At 36.1% G+C, this 21,373-nt stretch carries 18 protein-coding genes and 1 other RNA gene; 15 read left to right on the forward strand and 4 right to left on the reverse strand.

Features of this window, described 5'->3' with window-relative positions:
• The first annotated feature begins 2 nt into the window (after window positions 1-2).
• The 9 genes from CS937_RS18465 to CS937_RS18505 all read left to right on the forward strand — a co-directional run bounded on the left by CS937_RS18465 (window position 3) and on the right by CS937_RS18505 (window position 9,237).
• On the forward strand, window positions 3-242 hold the full coding sequence (locus tag CS937_RS18465; protein WP_099159929.1) for a glutaredoxin family protein: 240 nt from the start codon (window positions 3-5) through the stop codon (window positions 240-242).
• Window positions 243-383: 141 nt separating this feature from the next.
• Window positions 384-1,412 (forward strand): sugar-binding transcriptional regulator, encoded by a 1,029-nt coding sequence (locus CS937_RS18470; RefSeq protein WP_099159930.1) that lies wholly within the window; start codon window positions 384-386, stop codon window positions 1,410-1,412.
• Between the two features lie 39 nt (window positions 1,413-1,451).
• Window positions 1,452-2,462, forward strand: coding sequence for a type I glyceraldehyde-3-phosphate dehydrogenase (gene gap, locus CS937_RS18475; protein ID WP_099159931.1), 1,011 nt, complete (start codon window positions 1,452-1,454; stop codon window positions 2,460-2,462).
• 138 nt (window positions 2,463-2,600) lie between these two features.
• A complete protein-coding gene (locus tag CS937_RS18480; protein WP_099159932.1) occupies window positions 2,601-3,782 on the forward strand; it encodes a phosphoglycerate kinase in 1,182 nt (393 codons plus the stop codon).
• A 17-nt stretch (window positions 3,783-3,799) separates the two neighbouring features.
• Entirely contained in the window at window positions 3,800-4,558 is a 759-nt protein-coding gene (gene tpiA / locus CS937_RS18485; RefSeq protein WP_099159933.1) for a triose-phosphate isomerase, read from the forward strand.
• Window positions 4,555-6,093: a 2,3-bisphosphoglycerate-independent phosphoglycerate mutase gene (gene gpmI / locus CS937_RS18490; RefSeq protein WP_099159934.1), complete on the forward strand. Its 1,539-nt coding sequence runs from the start codon at window positions 4,555-4,557 to the stop codon at window positions 6,091-6,093. Before tpiA ends, gpmI begins: the two co-directional genes overlap by 4 nt.
• Window positions 6,094-6,127: 34 nt before the next feature.
• Entirely contained in the window at window positions 6,128-7,414 is a 1,287-nt protein-coding gene (eno, locus tag CS937_RS18495) for a phosphopyruvate hydratase (protein WP_099159935.1), read from the forward strand.
• A gap of 162 nt (window positions 7,415-7,576) precedes the next feature.
• Window positions 7,577-8,533, forward strand: a complete 957-nt coding sequence (locus CS937_RS18500) for a nucleoside hydrolase (RefSeq protein ID WP_099159936.1) — start codon at window positions 7,577-7,579, stop codon at window positions 8,531-8,533.
• A gap of 146 nt (window positions 8,534-8,679) precedes the next feature.
• Window positions 8,680-9,237: a nitroreductase family protein gene (locus tag CS937_RS18505; protein ID WP_281251929.1), complete on the forward strand. Its 558-nt coding sequence runs from the start codon at window positions 8,680-8,682 to the stop codon at window positions 9,235-9,237.
• Between the two features lie 327 nt (window positions 9,238-9,564).
• Here the strand turns inward: CS937_RS18505 and ptsP are convergent, their stop codons facing one another.
• Entirely contained in the window at window positions 9,565-11,277 is a 1,713-nt protein-coding gene (gene ptsP, locus CS937_RS18510) for a phosphoenolpyruvate--protein phosphotransferase (protein WP_099159938.1), read from the reverse strand.
• A gap of 98 nt (window positions 11,278-11,375) precedes the next feature.
• Complete coding sequence (locus CS937_RS18515) at window positions 11,376-12,293, reverse strand: alpha/beta hydrolase (protein ID WP_099159939.1); 918 nt, start codon at window positions 12,291-12,293, stop codon at window positions 11,376-11,378.
• 174 nt (window positions 12,294-12,467) lie between these two features.
• On the opposite strand from CS937_RS18515, the gene secG reads away from it, so the two are divergent.
• The 6 genes from secG (at window position 12,468) to ssrA (ending at window position 17,806) form a co-directional block, all read left to right on the forward strand.
• Window positions 12,468-12,701 (forward strand): preprotein translocase subunit SecG, encoded by a 234-nt coding sequence (secG, locus tag CS937_RS18520; protein WP_099159940.1) that lies wholly within the window; start codon window positions 12,468-12,470, stop codon window positions 12,699-12,701.
• Window positions 12,702-12,789: 88 nt separating this feature from the next.
• Window positions 12,790-13,536 carry an alpha/beta hydrolase gene (locus CS937_RS18525; RefSeq protein ID WP_099159941.1) on the forward strand — a complete coding sequence of 249 codons (747 nt, stop codon included), beginning with the start codon at window positions 12,790-12,792 and terminating at the stop codon, window positions 13,534-13,536.
• 60 nt (window positions 13,537-13,596) lie between these two features.
• Complete coding sequence (gene rnr / locus CS937_RS18530) at window positions 13,597-15,774, forward strand: ribonuclease R (protein ID WP_099159942.1); 2,178 nt, start codon at window positions 13,597-13,599, stop codon at window positions 15,772-15,774.
• Between the two features lie 209 nt (window positions 15,775-15,983).
• On the forward strand, window positions 15,984-16,793 hold the full coding sequence (gene zupT, locus CS937_RS18535; protein WP_099159943.1) for a zinc transporter ZupT: 810 nt from the start codon (window positions 15,984-15,986) through the stop codon (window positions 16,791-16,793).
• A gap of 72 nt (window positions 16,794-16,865) precedes the next feature.
• Window positions 16,866-17,333, forward strand: coding sequence for an SsrA-binding protein SmpB (smpB, locus tag CS937_RS18540; RefSeq protein WP_099159944.1), 468 nt, complete (start codon window positions 16,866-16,868; stop codon window positions 17,331-17,333).
• Between the two features lie 130 nt (window positions 17,334-17,463).
• Window positions 17,464-17,806: a transfer-messenger RNA gene (ssrA, locus tag CS937_RS18545) on the forward strand.
• A 673-nt stretch (window positions 17,807-18,479) separates the two neighbouring features.
• Here the strand turns inward: ssrA and CS937_RS18550 are convergent.
• The gene (locus CS937_RS18550; protein ID WP_099159945.1) at window positions 18,480-18,896 is read right to left on the reverse strand and encodes an LAGLIDADG family homing endonuclease; all 417 of its coding nucleotides are present in this window, start codon (window positions 18,894-18,896) and stop codon (window positions 18,480-18,482) included.
• Between the two features lie 949 nt (window positions 18,897-19,845).
• On the reverse strand, window positions 19,846-21,327 hold the full coding sequence (locus CS937_RS18555) for an alkaline phosphatase family protein (protein ID WP_099159946.1): 1,482 nt from the start codon (window positions 21,325-21,327) through the stop codon (window positions 19,846-19,848).
• Window positions 21,328-21,373 lie beyond the last annotated feature (46 nt).

Consider the following 21,373-nt stretch of genomic DNA (forward strand, 5'->3'; position numbering starts at 1 on the left):
ATATGTTAAAGGTTATATTTTATACGAAACAAAATTGTTCCTTATGTGATGATGCTAGTTCGTTACTGTATTTATTACAAAACGAATACACCTTTACAATTGAAGAACGGGATATTTATACAAACGATGAGTGGCTGGAAGAATACCAATTGTTAATACCATTTGTAAAAATTAATGAAGAAGAATTAAACTGTGAACAGATTAATATGGAAAATATTGAGAAGGCAATAAAAAAAGCATAATCATATGCATAACAATTGATTATTTATTCTATTATGATAAACTATAAATATACAAAGGTTATCCTTTGTGTTTCTTTTTAAAGCAAGTGGGACATAATATGACCATGCGGGACTTATAATGTCCAGATAAGGAGCTTGTTTATGAGAACATTAATTGATTTACAAAAAAGATTATTTCCTGATCTACTAGAAGTTATGCAACAACGCTATACGATTTTAAATAGTGTTCAGCTTTTTCAACCGATCGGCAGGCGTGGACTTGCTGAGCATACCTCGCTTACCGAGCGAAATGTCCGAGCCGAAGTGGATTTTTTGCACAATCAAGGCTTAATAAATGTAACATCAAAAGGAATGCTTATTAAAGAAGAGGGAAAAGTAGTTGTAGATCAATTATCTAGTTTTATGAAGGAAGTAATGGGTTTAAGTGTTTTAGAAAAACAATTAATGGATAAATTGCAAGTAAGACAGGTAATTGTAGTTCCTGGTAATAGCGATAACCATGAATGGGTAAAACAGGAAATGGGAAAAGCATGTGTCTCTTTTCTTAAATCAAGCATACCAACGAATCAAACAATTGCTGTTACGGGTGGTACAACAATGGCTGCTATTGCAAAAACAATGACACCACTTGATGAGTCAGAACATTATTTATTTGTGCCGGCAAGAGGAGGAATTGGGGAGCAAGTAGAAAACCAAGCAAACACGATTGTTGCGGAAATGGCTAAGAAAGCAAAAGGTGATTACCGGATGCTTTATGTACCTGACCCATTGAGTGAGACCTCTTATCAAACGATGATTCAAGAGCCATCTATAAATGAGATCTTGGAATTGATACGTGGAGCAGATGTTGTGTTACATGGAATTGGTGATGCCAAGACCATGGCAAAGCGCCGGAAAACTTCTGAACAAGTTATTCAGGAGTTAGATGAAAACAATGCTGTTAGTGAGGCATTTGGCTATTATTTTAATGAAACAGGCGATGTCGTATACAAGGTAAGAACAATCGGCATCCAATTAGAAGATTTAAAAACTGTAGATTGTGTGATCACAGTGGCTGGTGGACATTCCAAAGGGCAGGCAATTGCTTCGTATTTTAAACAAGGTAAAAGTGATTTACTGATTACAGATGAAGCAGCAGCAGAACAGATATTAAGGGATAGCTCCCTTTAAATATATTAATACAATGAAAATTCTAAGGAGGAAATAAAAATGGCAGTAAAAATAGGGATTAATGGATTTGGACGTATTGGACGTAATGTATTTCGTCAAGCACTTAAAAATAGTGAAGTAGAAGTAGTGGCAGTAAACGACTTAACAGATGCAAATATGCTAGCACATTTACTGAAATATGACTCTGTACATGGCAGATTGGAGCAAGAAGTCACAGTTAATGGTTCAAATATTGTTGTTGGTGGAAATGAAATTAAAGTATTATCTGAACGTGACCCAGCTAATTTGGGTTGGGGAGATCTTGGAGTTGAAATCGTAATCGAATCTACTGGTCGTTTCACAAACCGCAATGACGCTCAGAAACATATTGAAGCTGGAGCTAAAAAGGTTATTATTTCTGCACCTGCTAAAGAAGAAGATTTAACAATGGTTATGGGTGTTAACGAACAAGATTATGATCCTAGTAAACATCACATTGTTTCCAATGCATCTTGTACAACAAACTGTATCGCTCCACTTGCAAAAGTGTTACATGAACAATTTGGCTTGAAACGTGGTTTAATGACAACTGTTCACTCATATACAAATGATCAGCAAATCCTTGACCTTCCACATAAAGATTATCGTCGTGCACGTGCAGCTGCTCAAAATATCATTCCAACTACAACTGGTGCTGCAAAAGTTGTTGGTAAAGTATTACCAGATTTAAATGGAAAACTAAATGGTATGGCTGTTCGGGTTCCAACTCCAGATGGTTCTTTGGTTGATTTAGTTGCAGAGCTTGATAAAAATGTTACAGAAGAAGAAGTAAATAAAGCTTTCAAAGAAGCAGCAGAACAAGGTGACTTAAAAGGAGTTTTAGGTTATTCAGAAGAACCACTTGTTTCTAGTGATATTGTTGGTAACACGCATTCATCTTTATTCGATGCTCTCTCAACAATGACGCTTGATGACAATATGGTAAAAGTCGTTTCATGGTATGACAATGAAATGGGATATTCAGCTCGTTGCGTTGATTTAGCTGCATATATTAAAAAACAAGGACTATAAGAACGATTTAATATATAATGGGGGAGGATGTTTTTTCCTCCTCCTTTTTACTTTTTTGATTAAAAGGAGCTCTCAAAGGGAAAAACAAGTAGGGTACTTATACATACTGTTATGAAATTAAAGGAGGCTTTCTAAACTATGAATAAAAAAACACTAAAAGACCTTGATGTAAAAGGAAAAAAGGTCTTTTGTCGCGTGGATTTTAACGTGCCGATGAAAGATGGAGAAGTTACAGACGATACACGGATAAAGGCAGCACTACCAACTATTAACTATCTTTCTGAACAAGGTGCTATCGTTATTTTAGCAAGCCATCTTGGTCGTCCAAAGGGTGAGGTTGTTGAAGCATTACGTCTAGACCCTGTGGCAAAAAGATTAAGTGATTTAATTGGAAAAGATGTTGTTAAGACAGATGCTGTACATGGAAAAGAAGTAAATGAAGCATTGTCACAAATTAGTGATGGGGATATTTTATTAATTGAAAATGTTCGTTTTGAACCAGGTGAAGAAAAAAACAATCCAGAATTAGTGCAGGCTTTTGCAGAAATGGCTGATTTTTATGTGAATGATGCATTTGGTGCTGCCCACCGCGCACACGCTTCAACTACCGGCATTGCAGAAAAACTACCAGCGGCAGCAGGCTTTTTAATGGAAAAAGAGATTGATGTATTAGGAAAAGCGTTGGAAGCCCCTGAAAGACCATTCACAGCAATTATTGGCGGAGCAAAGGTAAAAGATAAAATTAACGTTATTGATCATCTATTAGATAAAGTAGATAACCTCATTATTGGTGGTGGCCTCGCTTATACGTTTATTAAAGCAAAAGGTTACGAGATTGGAAAATCATTGTTAGAAGAAGATAAAATTGATTTGGCAAATGAATTTATGCAAAAAGCGGAGGATAAAGGTGTTCGGTTCGTCTTACCGCAAGATGTAGTTGTAGCAGATGATTTTTCGGAAACAGCTAATACAAAAATTGTAGATATTTCAGAGATTCCTGCTGACTGGGAAGCATTAGATATAGGACCTAAAACGCGTGAATTATATGGTGACATTGTCGCTGATTCAAAACTTATTATTTGGAATGGACCTATGGGTGTATTTGAATACAATGCATTTGCTGGTGGAACAATGGCCGTTGCAGAAGCACTAGCAGATACTGATGGGTACACTGTAATTGGTGGTGGTGATTCTGCTGCCGCTGTTGAAAAATTTGACTTTGCTGATGCGATGGACCATGTATCAACTGGTGGAGGAGCATCACTAGAGTTTATGGAAGGTAAAGAACTTCCTGGGGTACAAGCGTTAGACAATAAATAATTTAATGAGGTGAGATAATGCGTAAAAAAATCATTGCTGGTAACTGGAAAATGAACAAAGTTTTATCAGAAGCAGATCAATTCATCGAAGAAGTTGTGGGTAAAACGCCAAACGATGACAAGGTAGAAGCAATTATCTGTGCACCATTTATCTTTTTATCATCATTAGTTGAAAAAGCAAAGGGATCGAATGTGAAAATAGGTGCACAAAACATGCATTATGAAGAAAATGGTGCATTCACCGGTGAAGTTAGTCCAGTAATGTTGAAGGATTTAGGTGTAACACACGTCGTTATTGGCCATTCCGAACGAAGAGAATATTTTGCTGAAACAGATGAATTAGTAAATAAGAAAGCACATGCAGCATTCAAGCATGAGTTAACTCCAATTGTTTGTGTTGGTGAAACACTGGAACAACGAGAAGCAAATGAAACGATGAACCATGTGGAAAACCAAGTAACAAAAGCATTAACCGAACTTACTGATGACCAAGTCGCAAATACAATTATTGCCTATGAACCAATTTGGGCAATTGGAACAGGTAAAACAGCATCAAGTGAGGATGCTAATGAAGTGTGTACACATATACGTAATGTTATAAAAAATATCACAAACGAAAGTACTGCAGAAAAGGTAGTAATTCAATATGGCGGTAGTGTCAAACCGGCAAATGTTGATGAATTACTTGCTCAATCTGATATAGATGGTGCTTTAGTAGGTGGGGCAAGCCTTGAACCAGCATCATTTTTAACACTTGTGGAGGCAGGTACAAAATGAGTCAAAATAAATTAGCTGCATTAATTATTTTAGATGGATTTGGTATTCGTGATGAAGTAATGGGAAATGCAGTCAAGCAAGCAAATACACCAAATTTAGACCGTTACTGGAATAAGTATCCACATAACCAATTGCAGGCAAGTGGTGAAGCGGTTGGGCTTCCGGAAGGGCAAATGGGTAATTCAGAGGTTGGTCATTTAAATATTGGTGCTGGAAGAATTGTTTATCAAAGCCTAACACGTGTAAACTTATCGATTAAAGAAGGCGACTTTTTTGAAAAAGATGCATTTATAAAATCGATGCAGCATGCCAAAAAACATGATAAAGCACTGCACATTTTTGGGTTATTATCTGATGGTGGTGTTCACAGTCATATTAATCATTTGTTTGCTTTGTTAAAGTTAGCAAAAGAAAATGAATTAGAAAAAGTATATGTTCATGCATTTTTAGATGGACGGGACGTTGGACCACAAACAGCAAAAGAATTTATCAAACAAACACAAGATAAAATGAACGAGTATGGTGTAGGTAAATTTGCTACAATATCGGGACGTTATTATTCTATGGATCGCGATAAACGATGGGATCGTGTAAAAAAGGCTTATGATGCGATGGTTTACGGTGATGGACCAAGCTATCAAGATCCAATCGATTTAGTTGAGGATTCATATGAAAATGGTATTTATGATGAGTTTGTGATACCTTCAGTAATAACAGATCAAAATGGTAATCCAAATGCAACAATCGAGGATGAAGATTCGATTATCTTTTATAATTTCCGACCAGACCGTGCGATTCAAATATCTCGTACGTTTGCTAATGATGATTTTCGTGATTTTGATCGTGGGAATGGAGTTCCGAAAAATTTAGACTTTGTTATGTTGACAAACTTTAGTGAGTCTGTTGATGGCTATGTCGCCTATGAACCAGTAAATCTGGATAATACCGTTGGTGAAGTACTTTCTCAAAATAAGATGAATCAATTACGTATAGCTGAAACGGAAAAATATCCTCACGTAACATTTTTTATGAGTGGTGGACGTGAGCAACAATTTCCTGGAGAAAAGCGAATATTAATTGACTCTCCTAAAGTGGCAACCTACGATTTGAAACCGGAAATGAGTGCATATGATGTTACCGATGCACTTCTTAAAGAACTCGACTCTGGAGAGCAAAATGCAATTCTTTTGAACTTTGCTAATCCAGATATGGTTGGGCATTCTGGGATGTTAAAACCAACGATTGCAGCAATTGAAGCAGTGGATGAATGTCTCGGCAAAGTAGTCGATAAAATTCTAGAACTTGGTGGATATGCAATTATAACTGCTGATCATGGAAACTCTGATGAAGTAGTAACACTTGAGGGGAATCCAATGACAGCACATACAACAAACCCTGTGCCAGTAGTTGTAACAAAAGAGAACATCGCATTACGTGATGGAGGAATTTTAGCAGACTTATCACCAACGCTACTTGATTTGTTAGATATCGAAAAACCTGAAGAAATGACAGGTAAATCATTGATTATTAAATAATTTTATAAAACTTGAAACTAAAGGAGAGATTTTAATGCCATATATTACAGATGTTTATGCTCGTGAAGTATTAGATTCCCGTGGTAATCCAACAGTTGAGGTAGAAGTCTTTACTGAATCAGGTGCATTTGGAGCTGCATTGGTTCCTAGTGGTGCATCAACTGGAGAATATGAGGCTGTTGAATTACGTGATGGAGATAAAGAACGCTATTTAGGAAAAGGTGTTTTAAAAGCAGTTCAAAATGTAAATGAGATAATTGGACCTGAATTAATTGGTGTTGATGTTACGCGTCAAAACATTATTGATCGAATCATGATTGACCTAGATGGTACTGAAAATAAAGGTAACTTTGGTGCGAATGCTATTCTTGGTGTTTCAATGGCTGTAGCACATGCAGCTGCAAGCTACCTAGAACTTCCTTTATACAACTATTTAGGCGGATTTAATGCAAAAACGTTACCGACACCAATGATGAATATTTTAAACGGTGGAGAACATGCTGATAACAACGTGGATATTCAAGAGTTTATGGTAATGCCAGTTGCAGCACCAACATTCCAAGAAGCTTTACGTACTGGAGCAGAAATTTTCCATTCATTAAAAAGTGTACTGAAATCAAAAGGTTACAATACTGCTGTTGGTGATGAAGGTGGATTTGCACCAAACTTAGGTTCAAACGAGGAAGCATTGCAAACTATTGTTGAGGCAATCGAAGCGGCTGGTTACAAACCTGGTGAAGAAGTTAAGCTTGCAATGGATGTAGCTTCATCTGAAATATATGAGGATGGAAAATATAATCTAAAAGGTGAAGGTGTTGTTCGTACTTCTGCTGAAATGGTTGATTGGTATGAGGAAATGGTTAATAAATACCCAATTATTTCAATTGAAGATGGTCTAGATGAAAATGACTGGGAAGGTCATAAACTACTTACAGACCGTCTAGGGGATCGTGTACAACTAGTAGGAGACGATTTATTCGTTACAAACACCAAAAAACTTGCACAAGGTATTGAACAAGGTGTCGGTAACTCGATCTTAGTTAAAGTGAACCAAATTGGTACACTAACAGAAACTTTCGAAGCAATTGAAATGGCAAAACGTGCTGGATATACTGCAGTCATCTCACACCGTTCTGGTGAAACAGAAGATGCTACAATTGCTGATATCGCAGTTGCTACAAATGCTGGTCAAATTAAAACGGGTGCACCATCTCGTACGGACCGTGTGGCGAAATACAACCAGTTACTACGTATCGAGGATGAATTAGCTGGTATGGGTGAATATGGTGGCTTAAATTCATTTTATAATTTGAAAAAATAAAATAGAACTACATGAAGAGACAGGGTAAAACCTGTCTTTTTTATGTAAAGATTATTCTCAAATAGCATATATATAGTAGTTGATAACATCATGTATAAGACAACTTTCCATGTAATAAAGTATATAAATAACATATATTTACAATGAGAGGAAGATTAAAATTTGCAAAAAAAAGTATTGCTCTTTGGAGATATTGGTATTGATGATATAATCGCTTTGAATTATGGGTATTTTAAAGATCAAGTTGATATCATTGGAGTTGTGGCTGATTATGGTAATGTACCAAGAGAACGTGCTATAGCTAGTGTGCATTACTTGTCTGATATATTTAATGTTTCAGAAGAAGAGGTTAGTATAATTAGTGGCGCTGAAGTTCCAATGACTGGTGAAATACCTAAATTCTTTCCTGAAATCCACGGTGAATATGGATTAGGCCCTATTATCCCTAGTGAAGTATATAATGGGGATATTACTGAAAACTTTTTTGAAATCGTAAAAATTATTGAAGAATATCAAGATGAATTGGTAATTGTCAATATTGGTAGGCTAACCTCTTTAGCTACTATGTTTATACTGTATCGAGAACTGATGAGTAAAGTTAACAGTTTTTACATTATGGGGGGAGCATTTTGGGTTCCGGGTAATATTACACCAGTCTCAGAAGCTAATTTTTATGCAGATCCAATTGCAGCTCAGATCGTGTTAAGATACGCTCACAATGTAACAATTATTCCTTTAAACGTCACAAAATATGCAATTGTAACGCCAGAAATGGTTAATTATATTGATTACATAGGAAAAACAAAAATTGTGAAACCATTACTTGATTATTATTATGATTTCTATAAAAAAAGAAACCCTAATGTTCAAGGCAGCCCAGTCCACGATGCTTTAACTTTAATGGCGACAATTCACGAGGATATGTTTACATTTAACAATCTTCCCGTACAAATAGTTCAATCCATGACTGGAGATGCAAGAGGTCAAAGCATAGCTGATATAAGGCCGTATACAAATGAAGAAAAAGAGGTTGAAAAGACATTTCGAATTGCGCTAAAACTTGATTATGAAAAATTTTATTCGGAATTTATGTCTTTGATGACAGGGGAGGAATTTTAGCAGCTAATTTTATATAAATATTCACTACTATCCCCCCTTTAACTATCATTTTCATACCTAATTTCTCTCAGTGAAAACATACAAATCTGTTATATATAAATAGATCATGACTTGTGAGGTGAGCAACTATCGAACTATTAAAAGCAATTACTGAACGCAGATCTATACATACATTTACCGATGAAGAAGTAGATATTAATATATTAAAAGAAATTTTCTCATATGGGTCATGGGCACCAACCCATTATATGAAGGAGCCCTGGAATATAAAACTATACCAAAAAGAAGGAAAACGTCCATTTGTAGACGCGATTATTGATAGCTATCAGCGAATTGGTATGTTGAAAAACGATAATAATCCGAAGACATTAAAAATGATTACTTCTATGAAAGATTTTTTACTAGAAATTCCTCATCATGCATTAATTTACTTTGAAAAAGAGCAGGATCCAGTACGATTTGAAGAAGAGTATGCAGCGGTATGTGCATTTATTCAGAACGCTCAGCTAGCCGCATGGGAATTTAATGTTGGGATGCTTTGGACTATCACCCCCTATATGCAAGACCAAGAGTTTGTAAAAGATATTGGCTTGGACAGTGAAACGGTAAAGATTGCAGCAGTTCTACAGATAGGATATCCGAAAAGAATACCAAGAAACAAAGGGCGAACAAGTATTGAACAGAAACTAGAGATTGTAGAGTAACGTGCAATAAATGTGTGCGAGCGTGCAATAAACTTGGGGAGCGAGCAATAAACGTGTGCGAGCGTGCAATAAACCTGGGGAGCGTGCAATAAACGTGTGCGGGCGTGCAATAAACCTGGGGAGTGTGCAATAAACCTGGGGAGCGTGCAATAAACGAGGGAGAGCGCGATAAACGAGAGAGAGCGTGCGATAAGCCCGAGTAAACGTACCCCAACCATAAATGAGGCGCGGCCCAATCATCAGCAATCACGCACCCACTTCAAACAACACCGCAATAAAAAAACTCGCTAGACACTTAATACAAGTCTGAGCGAGTTTTTTATAAGGTTATTCTGTTTTTTCTTTTACAAACGCAACTACTTCTTCAGCTGTTGCCATTGTTAAGAGCTTGTCCTTATAAGATGCAAGTTTTTCTTTTGATAAGCTTCTAATTTGTGTACGTGCTGGCAAAATCGATGTTGCACTCATGCTAAACTCGTCTAATCCAAGACTTAACAGAATTGGAATAGCGATTGGATCCCCTGCCATTTCGCCACACATACCGACCCATTTATCTTTTGCGTGCGCAGCTTCTATAACATTGTTAATCAAATTTAGTATAGCTGGATTGTATGGTTGATAAAGATAGGAGACACGTTCGTTCATTCGATCGGCAGCCATTGTATATTGAATTAAGTCGTTTGTTCCGATACTGAAAAAGTCAACTTCATTAGCAAATTGTTGTGCAATAACAGCAGTGGAAGGGATTTCTACCATGATTCCGACCTCAATATCATTTGAAACGTCTATCCCTTCACGTGTTAAATTTTCTTCTTCGTCCAATAGAATTGCTTTTGCTTGTCGGAATTCTTCTAGTGTTGCAATCATAGGAAACATGATTTTTAAGTTTCCATGAACACTTGCACGAAGCAATGCACGTAATTGCGTCCGAAAAACAGGTTCATTTTCTAAACAGAAACGGATAGCTCGAAAACCTAAAAATGGGTTTAATTCATTTGGTAAATCTAAATAACTTAACTCTTTATCGCCACCAACATCTAATGTTCTAACTACAACCGGTTTGTCGCCCATTTGTTTGAGGACAGATTTATAAGCATCATATTGCTCATCCTCTGTAGGTAACTCCGATTTACCCATGTATAAAAACTCAGTACGGTATAGTCCAACGCCTTCTCCACCATTATTAAGAACGCCATGAACATCATCTGGAGTACCTATGTTAGCTACTAATTCTACTTGCTCTCCGTCTGAAGTTACAGTTGGCTCGTCTTTTAATTGTGCCCACACCTCTTTTTGTTGTTCATACGCAATTTGTTTTTGTTTATAAGTAGCGATATCATCCTCAGAAGGGTTGATTATGACCGTACCTTCTATACCATCTACAATAACCATATCATGTTGTTGTACCGTACTTGAGATGTCTTTTGTTCCAACAACCGCAGGAATTTCCAGTGACCTTGCCATTATCGCAGAATGTGAGGTACGGCCACCGATATCTGTAGCGAACCCTTTAACAAATTGTCGATTTAATTGAGCAGTATCGGAAGGTGTTAAATCTTGTGCAAGAACAATTACTTCTTCATCGATTAATGCTGGATCAGGAAATGTAACGCCAAGTAAATGTGCTAGTACACGTTTGGTGACATCTTGAATATCAGCTGCACGTTCACGCATGTACGCATTATCCATTGTTTTAAACATTTCGATGAACATATTCGCAGTGTCTTCAAGTGCTGCCTCAGCCATCATATTTTCTGTTTTAATTTTGTCTTTTATTGGATTAATAAGTTCAGGATCACTTAAGACAAGTAAATGAGCAGAAAAGATTTCAGCATGTTCATCTCCAATTTCTTTCTTTGCATGTTCTTTAATTTTTTCTAATTCTTGTTTAGAAGTTTCAAGTGCTTTATTTAAACGTTCAACTTCCTCATTTGGGTTGTTGATCGTTTTTCTTTCAAAAGATAGACTTGGTGTAACAAGTTGGTAGGCTTTAGCAATTGCTATACCACTTGATGCTGCAATTCCGTTTATATTTACCATTCTATTAACTCAGCCTTTCGTATGAATTTATCTACCATCTCTCTTATTTTAAACTCTTATTACGTAAGGCACAAATAATAATATTTATTCATAGGCATTTAGGCATCTATTTGGTTTATTATCCAATCAAAAATAGCGTGGTAAACCTCATATTTATTTGTTTCATTTAGAAGTTCGTGACGACCATCCTTAAAAAAACTTACCATTATATTTTCAATATTTACCCTTTTATATAATTGTGCAGTTTTCCAGATCCCTTTTGTGTAATCGCCAACTGGATCCATGTCACCACTAATCAAAAGCATTGGTAGGTCTTTCCGAATAGTTTGGTTACGAATATCATCTTGAATATTTATGATTCCCGACATTAAATCGTAAAAAAATCTTGCTGTTGGAACAAATCCACAGTAGGGATCGTTCATATAATCTTGGACCGTTTTTTCATCACTGGTTAACCAATCAAGGGTTGTTTTACGATTACCAATTTTTTTATTATACGAGAAGTAGGTAAGAAAATTCATTAGTGTGTTAGGATTTCTAGGTGGAAAGAGAGAAGATAATTTTTTCCCCGCATATGTTTTGATTTTTGGGAAATAACCAGTCCCAGATAAAATAACACCGTCAATTTCATCACTGTGGGATTGGATATAATTACGCGCTAAAAATGAACCCATACTGTGACCAAGTAGGAATAAAGGTACATTTGGAAAATCAGTTTTTATTTTCCTGGAAACTTCATATAGATCATCCGTTACTTTTTGGAACCCATCTTTCTCTGCTAAATAACCTAGCAAACCTTGCCTTTCTCCAGTTCTTCCATGACCACGATGATCGTTACCATATACAAAAATATCCTGTTTAACTAGAAAATTGGCAGAATCAGTATATCGGTTAATATGTTCAACCATTCCATGGGCTAACTGAATAATTGCTTTTGGTTTTCGCTTTGAATCACTCCACTTTTTCGTATATACTTCAACCCCATCACGCATCTTTAACCAATATTCATTTTCCACTTTACATTCACCTGCTTCAAAATAAAGTCATAAATTTAGAATAAAACTATTTTTTTAAAAGGTCCAAGGTTATGAATAACTCTGTACTTTTCTAAAAATTAACTTGCTAATTAAAACTAAATTGTGCTAAAGTACAAGTAGGTATTTGTACGTTGCAGGAGGTGCTTTGGTAACATGGAAGCTTTTGTACACATATTATTAGTTATTGATGCAATTATTATGATTATTTTGGTACTATTACAATCTGGGAAAAGTGAAGGTCTTTCTGGAGCTATTTCTGGTGGTGCCGAACAATTATTTGGAAAGCAAAAGGCTAGAGGTGCTGATTTAGTATTACATCGTTCTACGGTGGTTGCAGGAGTTCTATTATTTGTCCTAGCATTCTTAAGTGCTTATGTTTTACAATAAAAATAATCCCTTACCCAAATTTGTGGTAAGGGATTATTTTTTTTGTAATAATATACAAAGGTAACGATCAAGAAGGAGATGCAGCAAAATGAAAATTAAATTACCTGAACCATTTACGTTTGAAGCCGGCCCTCGAGCGGTATTATTATTACATGGGTTCACTGGTCATTCTGCAGATGTACGTATGCTTGGAAGATTTTTAGAGAAAAAGGGTTATACATGCCATGCACCAATTTACCGGGGACACGGATTACCTCCGGAAGAATTGATAAAAGCAAATTCTGACCAGTGGTGGGAGGATGTACAAAACGCATTACAACATTTACGGGACCTTGGCTACAAGGAAATAGCTGTAGCTGGATTATCGCTTGGTGGAGTTTTAGGGTTAAAATTGTCGTATTCCGAACAACTAAAAGCAATTATTACCATGTGCTCCCCAATGTTTTTTGACAATGAAAAACAATTATCACAGGGTTTTCGCACGTTTGCAAAGGAATTTAAACAGTTGGAAGGAAAAAAAGATGAAGCAATAGAAAAAGAAGTTAATTCTTTAATCGAAAACTCACAAGCTATGTTTAAACAATTGGGTGAATTCATTACAGAAGTAAAAAATAATGTCGATACCATATATACACCGACATTTGTTATTCAGGCAGAAAAAGATGAGATGATTAATACGAAAAGCGCGACGTACATCTATGAAAATGTGGAATCTGACATTAAAGATATTAAATGGTATGAAGAATCAGGACATGTTATTACGTTGGATAAAGAAAAAGAACAATTACATGAGGATATTTTTCTATTTTTAGAATCTCTCGACTGGGAAGTATAACAAATTTGATTATAAATCATGCAAAAAGGTAAACAATAGATATGAAAGAAGGTGAACAAAATGACCGATTATATAAAAGATAAAATACTTGAATTCTTTAAGGAAAACGGGACGAAGCCGTTATCTGTAAATGAACTGGAGGAAGTGTTAAATCTAGAAAGTTCAGTGGAGTTTAAGGAGCTTGTAAAATCACTAAATGAATTGGAAGATGCCGGTGAATTAGTTCGTACAAGGAAGAATCGATTTGGGTTGCCTGAAAAGATGAATTTAATTCGTGGTAAAATCCAAATGCATGCAAAAGGTTTTGCATTTTTAATCCCCGATGATGAAGAACAAAGGGATGTGTACATACATCACTCTGATCTTGCATCTGCAATGAATAATGATAAAGTATTGGTTCGTTTGGAAAAGAAAAGTGAAGGTGACAATCGTCCAGAAGGTACAGTTATTCGAATTCTAGAACGATCCGTTCATACAGTAGTCGGAACGTTTGAAGATAATCGTTCATTTGGTTTCGTTGTTGCAGATGATAAACGAATTCCGAATGACATTTTTATACCCAAAGGGATGACAAACGGAGCCGTTACTGGCCATAAGGTGATTGTTTATATAACAAAATATCCGGAAGGCCGTAAGAGTGCAGAAGGGGAGATTATTCAAATTCTTGGACATAAAAATGACCCTGGCATTGATATAATCTCAATCATTTATAAACATGGGATCAAAATTGATTTTCCAGACGAGGTACTAGAACAAGCGAAAAATGCACCGGATACTATTGATGAAGAAGAAATTTCATTACGTCGTGATTTGCGTGATGAGGTGATTGTTACGATTGATGGTGCTGATGCGAAAGATCTTGATGATGCCGTGACGGTTAAAGAGCTGGAGAATGGTAATTATAAGCTCGGTGTCTATATTGCTGACGTTAGTTATTATGTTAAGGAAGGCACACCAATGGATAAAGAAGCCTATGAGCGTGGTACAAGTGTCTATTTGGTTGACCGGGTAATCCCGATGATTCCACATCGTCTATCAAATGGAATTTGTTCATTAAATCCGCAAGTAGATCGATTAACATTAGGTTGTGAAATGGAAATCAATCCAAAAGGCGAAATTGTCAATCATGAAATCTTCCAAAGTGTCATTAAAACAACTGAGAGAATGACTTACAGTGATGTTAATAAGATCTTGGTAGATAAAGATGAAGAAATTCGAGGTAAATATGATGCCCTTGTACCAATGTTTGAAAAGATGGAGAAATTAGCTTCGATTTTACGAGGAAAGCGTATGGGACGCGGTGCTATTGACTTTGATTTTAAAGAAGCTAAAGTTATTGTTGATGAAAATGGTAAAGCTGAAGACGTTGTGCTTCGTGAAAGATCTGTTGCAGAACGTTTAATTGAAGAGTTTATGCTTGCTGCAAACGAAACAGTTGCTGAGCATTTCCATTGGATGGATGTGCCGTTTATTCATCGTATTCACGAAGATCCAGATCATGGGAAATTAGAACATTTTTTCGAATTTCTTGCTGGCCTTGGTTATATTGTAAAGGGTACTGCAAATGAAGTGCATCCACAAGCTTTGCAAAAAGTAATTGAAGAGGCTCAAGGTGAACCAGAGGAAATGATCGTATCAAAATTAATGCTGAGGTCAATGAAACAGGCAAAATATGATCCGCAAAGTATTGGACATTTTGGCTTAGCGACAGAGTTTTATACACATTTCACATCACCAATTAGAAGATATCCCGATTTGATTGTTCATCGATTAATACGGACATATTTGATTGATAAACGAATAGATAATCAAACGATTCAAGGATGGAAAGAACGTTTACCTGAAATTGCTAGACACACATCGGAAATGGAACGAGCAGCAGTTAATGCAGAACGAGATACAGATGACTTGAAAAAAGCAGAATACATGCAGGATAAAATTGGTGAGGAGTTTACAGGTATAATTAGTTCTGTAACTAATTTTGGAATGTTTGTAGAACTGGAAAATACAGTTGAAGGCCTTGTTCATGTCAGTACATTAATTGACGATTACTATCATTTCGATGAGCGAAGTTATGCATTGATTGGAGAACGAACCGGAAATATTTATCGTATTGGGGATGAAGTTGAGGTTCGCGTAGACAGTGTTAACTTAGATGAACATGCAGTAGATTTTGAAATAGTAAGTAGCAAACAACCACAGAAGAAGGATAATAAGAAAAAGAAAAAAGTTAAATAATATAGAAGTAAAATAATATAGCAAAAATGAAGAAACTAAAGGTTAATTCGAACAGGTTGATTTTCCATTCCTTCCTGCAGAATTAATCTTTTTTGTTTTGAAATTTTTAGTTGCATTTTGTTAGTCAATAAAATAAGATGTATCTATAACTAAAATAGTTTACCTAAGGAAACATTGATAAACATGTACAACAAAGGGGCGCGTGGTGAATGACAGAAGAAGTAATTATTGCATTTCTGTTTACATTGTTTGCAGGGCTAGCAACCGGGATTGGAAGTTTGTTGGCATTTTTCGCTAAAACAACCAACACGAAATTTTTATCATTTGCATTAGGGTTTTCAGCTGGTGTAATGATCTATGTCTCTATGGTTGAAATATTTGTTAAAGCACAGGATGCTTTAATTGGTGAGTTAGGAGAAAAGGGAGGAAGCTGGTTAACAGCAGGATCTTTTTTTGCCGGAATGGTACTGATTGCTTTAATTGATCGATTTATTCCATCTCAATCAAACCCGCATGAATTGAAAAAGGTAGAAGATATGAAGAATCCAAGTAAAGTGGTTGATAACCCTGACTTATTGAAGATGGGAATATTTGCTGCACTAGCTATTGGTATTCATAATTTCCCGGAAGGTATAGCTACATTTGCGTCAGCATTACAGGATCCGACACTAGGATTTGCAATTGCGGTAGCGGTAGCTATTCACAATATTCCGGAGGGTATTGCCGTATCTGTTCCCGTTTATTACGCCACAAATGATAAAAAGAAAGCATTTAAACTCTCCTTTTTATCTGGTTTAGCAGAACCGATTGGGGCATTGTTTGCTTTTATGATTCTCATGCCATTTTTGAATGATGTTGTGTTTGGCGTCATTTTTGCAGCTGTTGCGGGAATTATGGTATTTATATCATTAGATGAGTTATTACCTGCTGCGAAAAAGTATGATGAAGCACATGTCTCCATTTATGGTTTAATTAGTGGAATGGTACTAATGGCCATTAGTTTGCTATTGTTTATCTAGCTCTTATCACGTTGGCTTATTTAGTTAATCTTTGGTAAAATAAGGTTCACGAAGTAGTAGGAGGAACCGGTAATGCCAAAAGGAATTGGAAAAACAATTGCACAAAATAAAAAAGCATCTCATGATTATTTTATAGAAGAAACATATGAAGCGGGTATCGTGTTACAAGGTACGGAAATTAAATCAATACGTGCTGGTCGAATAAACTTGAAGGACTCACATGCAAGAATTGATAAGGGTGAAGTTAAACTAATTAATATGCACATCGCTACTTATGAGCAAGGTAACCGATTTAATCATGATCCAACGCGAACACGAAAACTGCTTTTGCATCGTAAAGAAATTGATAAACTAATTGGTTTAACCCAGCAACAAGGTTATGCACTTGTTCCGTTAAAAGTTTATATCAAAAACGGTGTTGCTAAAGTATTAATAGGTCTTGGAAAAGGGAAAAAGAAATACGATAAACGAGAAGATTTGAAGCAAAAACAGATGAAGCGTGATATCGACCGAGCAATTAAGGACCGTGATTACAGATAGATAACAGTTTGTAAATCCTTCCATCCCTTGAATTTAGTAAGATATATGATATAATAAGAATTGTCGTTAGATGACACTTAATTAAATAATTGCTCGTTAAACCCCGAGCGTTTCTCTTTTATGGGGACGTTACGGATTCGACAGGGGTAGATTGAGCTCAGGTTGCGCGTCGAGGTTACGGCTCGTAAAACGTTACTCGCCTAAATATAACTGGCAAAACTAATAATCAACCAGCTTTAGCAGCTGCGTAAGCACTGCTAAGCGATCCTTCCTGCTTTTGCCCGTGAAGCAGATTGAAGGGTCTCAAATGAAGCGGGCTATACTGTTATCCACCGTCTGAGGATGATAGTTGAAACTAATCAGACTAGCTACCTTTTAAGCCTGTTGGTAGGCCTGGAGGTCAGTGAATGATAATATACCAACTACACGTGTAGAAGCCTGAGTGGCGATATCTCTGGACGTGGGTTCGATTAGTAAATAGTCGCCTTTTGTGGTAACACAAAAGTGAAAATCCGGCTTTATCGGTGAAACCTAAGTTGCTATTTGGAATATCCTTTAAAGCAATAAGGCAATACCGAGCGGTGTGTGGAGTAATCCAACAGCCGTGTATCGACTTATAGGCTGCCATATTTGGTAGTACTAGGATGTGGAGTTCCTGCCCATTTAAGGTAAATATATATTCTGCATAAGACGCCGGAGAGCCTATAATAATTAGGTTCAAGATATAGTCAGTGCCATGTCGAAAGCATGGAAGAGCATGTCCCACCGTCTCCACCAATACATAAGTTGGTGGTTTTTTTGTGTTTGTTTTTTGGCTCTAAAATAATTGTTGGGGTACAGAAAATTATCTGATAAATAAAACACGCAATCTCCTAATTTTGTTAGACTTTGTTTAGACCAATAAACAAAAACAAAAAAGGAGATGCGTGTAATTGAATTCTAACATTTCTTTCCCAGGTTTAGAAGGGTTTATCAAGTCATGTAAGCGTGATGGATTATATCAAGTTCACGTAGAGTTGGAGAAGAAACCGCATAGTTGCCCGTGTTGTAGTCACGTGACCAATCGAGTTCATGATTATCGGGTTCAGAAGATTAAACATAACCATATTTAAATTTATTACATTATTATGGTTTAAGTAACAGTGTTTATGTTTTGCTAAAGTTTAAAAAAACTTTCTTCAAATAATAATTTTTTTTTAGTGATTCCTCATTATATTTACCATTCCTAGGTGTAACTATATTATAATATTTTAAAATCCATTCTGCCCTTTTCTTTTTCCTTTCTATTCTTAAATATAAATATATCTCTTTTAAAATTCGAAATACTTCTTCCTTTCTTTTGATATATAATGTATAGGAATTTTGGTGTTTAAGTGGATTATAATTCTTTTTATTGTAAATCCTACCACCAGTTAGATGCTTAATATATACTAACATTTCTCTATCATTTGAAGGTATTGAAATACAGGGTCTTCTATGTTCTTTACTATGCATTTTGGTAAGAGTTATACTACCCTCACCATCAATTATTCCTGCTATATAGGCAGCCTCCCAATTTTCCATTTAACAAGCACTTCTTCCATTATTATTACAAAATATACATTCTATTATAAATATATAACAAATTTATCTATTGCTCAATAATAAATAGTAAACAGGTTGTTTTGTTTATGAAATTTAAAAAAAACGTATATTTGCCATCATAGGTATGAAGAAAAGAATAAGAGAGTAGTAGAGATTACGGAGAATCTGATTAATTATGTAGAAGATCAATTCCAAGATAACAATAAGAAGATTAGCGGCATTACCAATTCTGACCTGATAGATGATTGGTACCAGGTCGGAATTTAAGAAGATATGAAGCTAATCGTACACTTAGGCTAGATCACATCAATAGTGGAGCTGCCATGTATACTTTCCTTTCGTCGGACAGCCATAGAGCAATTCGGCATACAAGAGGTTTAGTCGGTGATGTGCCTTGCCGCTGATCCACTTATAAAACCATTCGTTTCCTTTGCAGTCTGCAGGCTTACTGAGATCCTGGCCGTCGGAATCTCGTTAAGGGTATTAAATCATTCGAATACTATTAGTTTAAATTAATGTTAGCGTATTCTATAAACGGGCATGATTGTTGATGGATAAAAAGGCCGAATATACAAGTGTTTATTTCAGAAGCTTGTATACTCAGGTTTTAATTTAATGCAAAAAATAAACTGTTATTTCACACATAAATTAAATGCCATATACAGGCAAGCATTAATTGAATTAAAGTCGGTCGGTTTTCCCGGTACTTAAAAAATAATATGAGATGACCTGTGATTACTTGGTTGCCCTTTAACTCTATAAAAAATGGCTATTTTTACTTTTTAGATGCATTACTGTTTTACAATAGCTTATAAGATAGCTCTTAGTAGCTTATCATCGATTTTCTATATATAATTCAAGTTAAAATATTTATATTCAAATGACTGATTAATCTATGTGTATTTTGGTAGTATCTTCTTAGTACTTGTTAACCCTTATACTGTTGAGATATAATCCGAAGTATGAATGCTTTCATATCAATCAGACGCGGGAATGTAGGTTTCTCGGTTGTTCCCGCAATCACCAATGGTACAAGCGTTTCTTGTTTATGTAATGAACCGTGAGCCGCGCCACTAAGGTGGAATGGGGTCGATTGTGCTTTAAAATCACAGCCTGGTTTGGCATTCACTACAATGAAACGACCTGAATGAGAATGCAATGCACTATATAGCCGTGCTAAGGCATCTGGATAATCTCCGTACGACACCTTTTTTTCATTTGAAATGTACAAATCTAGAAGTTCATGGTTTCCTTCAATCTTCCACGTTTGGTTATACACATCGCTATGTTCTCCTTTTGGACGATAGATTAACAATCCTTCTCTCATACCGGATAAAACATGAATGGAATCCTTCTCCTTCCATGCAATGATATCGATGCGATGATCACTTTTCAGACGTTCGATAACAGCAGGGAGCGGAAGTCTGTTGTCCAATACATATATATAGCCCATACGCTGGTTTACACATAGGACAAGCTGATCTTTTTTGTGTACAGGGCGCTCAATACGTGCGATACGATATTTTTTTAATATTTTGCGCAAATCAATAATGAATTTCCGGTAACTTGTACCTGTTGCAGCTTGACCATTATCTCCCATCACCATCCATATATTCTGATTTAGTGCTTCTTCCCAACTTGGGTACATATTTAATGTTTTTTGAATTTGTCGGTCAATTTTAGTAATGTCCTTTATATCTGTTGGTCCTTTGAAATGTATGCGAGCGTCCATATCCTGAAATATGCAGAATGTAAATCCTGGTAGTTTATTTTTACGAATTAAATGCCTAAGCTCCCGAGCTGTATACTTATAATTTCCTGCAGCAATTTGCATGGTGAACCCTCGCGGTCGTAATTTAGAAAAAAGACCCAAAGATAAAGTCGCTGGGGTATTGGTTGTCCATTTGCCATTTTCAAAGCGGGTCAATGTACTAAGTAATCGAGGAACATGTAGCCTTTGCGGTGTATTGCCACGATAAACAAAGGAATTAATGGAGGCGGATTGTATCCCGATATTTGCCAATTCCTCATAAATTGTGGTTACTTCACTGCTCAAGTGCTCATTGTTTAGTCGGTAGAGCATATTATGGATGGACCTGCGCATACCTAGTCGAAACGTTTCACGGAAACCTGTCCCATAGTTAATGATTTCATTCCTAGAATCATCGAACCAATTTAAACCTGGAATATGATGTTTATTAGCATATGTACCCGTTAAAAGACTGCTATCAATCGTAACGGACATGGTTGGAAACGAGCTGACCATATTTGGGATATAAGTGCCGTTTTCCATCAAAAATTGTAAAGCAGGAGCACGTCCGGTTTGCACGGCTACTTCTAAAGGTTCGGGCATTAAAGAATCGATGTTAAGTAATATGACTGGTTTTTGCGATTGTGGGTATTGTTTCATGATGTATTCATCCTTACTACTATACGCTGTTATTATAGAAAAATTA

The organism is Virgibacillus ndiopensis, assembly GCF_900187325.1.
Lineage (GTDB): Bacteria > Bacillota > Bacilli > Bacillales > Amphibacillaceae > Virgibacillus_E > Virgibacillus_E ndiopensis.

Bases quoted from the DNA above. Each gene is read 5' to 3' on its own strand.
- CS937_RS18525 (WP_099159941.1), top strand. From the start codon at position 12,790: ATGAAAATTAAATTACCTGAACCATTTACGTTTGAAGCCGGCCCTCGA.
- gap (WP_099159931.1), top strand. From the start codon at position 1,452: ATGGCAGTAAAAATAGGGATTAATGGATTTGGACGTATTGGACGTAAT.
- gpmI (WP_099159934.1), top strand. From the start codon at position 4,555: ATGAGTCAAAATAAATTAGCTGCATTAATTATTTTAGATGGATTTGGT.
- smpB (WP_099159944.1), top strand. From the start codon at position 16,866: ATGCCAAAAGGAATTGGAAAAACAATTGCACAAAATAAAAAAGCATCT.
- CS937_RS18465 (WP_099159929.1), top strand. From the start codon at position 3: ATGTTAAAGGTTATATTTTATACGAAACAAAATTGTTCCTTATGTGAT.
- CS937_RS18470 (WP_099159930.1), top strand. From the start codon at position 384: ATGAGAACATTAATTGATTTACAAAAAAGATTATTTCCTGATCTACTA.
- tpiA (WP_099159933.1), top strand. From the start codon at position 3,800: ATGCGTAAAAAAATCATTGCTGGTAACTGGAAAATGAACAAAGTTTTA.
- rnr (WP_099159942.1), top strand. From the start codon at position 13,597: ATGACCGATTATATAAAAGATAAAATACTTGAATTCTTTAAGGAAAAC.
- CS937_RS18480 (WP_099159932.1), top strand. From the start codon at position 2,601: ATGAATAAAAAAACACTAAAAGACCTTGATGTAAAAGGAAAAAAGGTC.
- secG (WP_099159940.1), top strand. From the start codon at position 12,468: ATGGAAGCTTTTGTACACATATTATTAGTTATTGATGCAATTATTATG.
- ptsP (WP_099159938.1), bottom strand. From the start codon at position 11,277: ATGGTAAATATAAACGGAATTGCAGCATCAAGTGGTATAGCAATTGCT.
- CS937_RS18555 (WP_099159946.1), bottom strand. From the start codon at position 21,327: ATGAAACAATACCCACAATCGCAAAAACCAGTCATATTACTTAACATC.
- zupT (WP_099159943.1), top strand. From the start codon at position 15,984: ATGACAGAAGAAGTAATTATTGCATTTCTGTTTACATTGTTTGCAGGG.
- CS937_RS18550 (WP_099159945.1), bottom strand. From the start codon at position 18,896: ATGGAAAATTGGGAGGCTGCCTATATAGCAGGAATAATTGATGGTGAG.
- eno (WP_099159935.1), top strand. From the start codon at position 6,128: ATGCCATATATTACAGATGTTTATGCTCGTGAAGTATTAGATTCCCGT.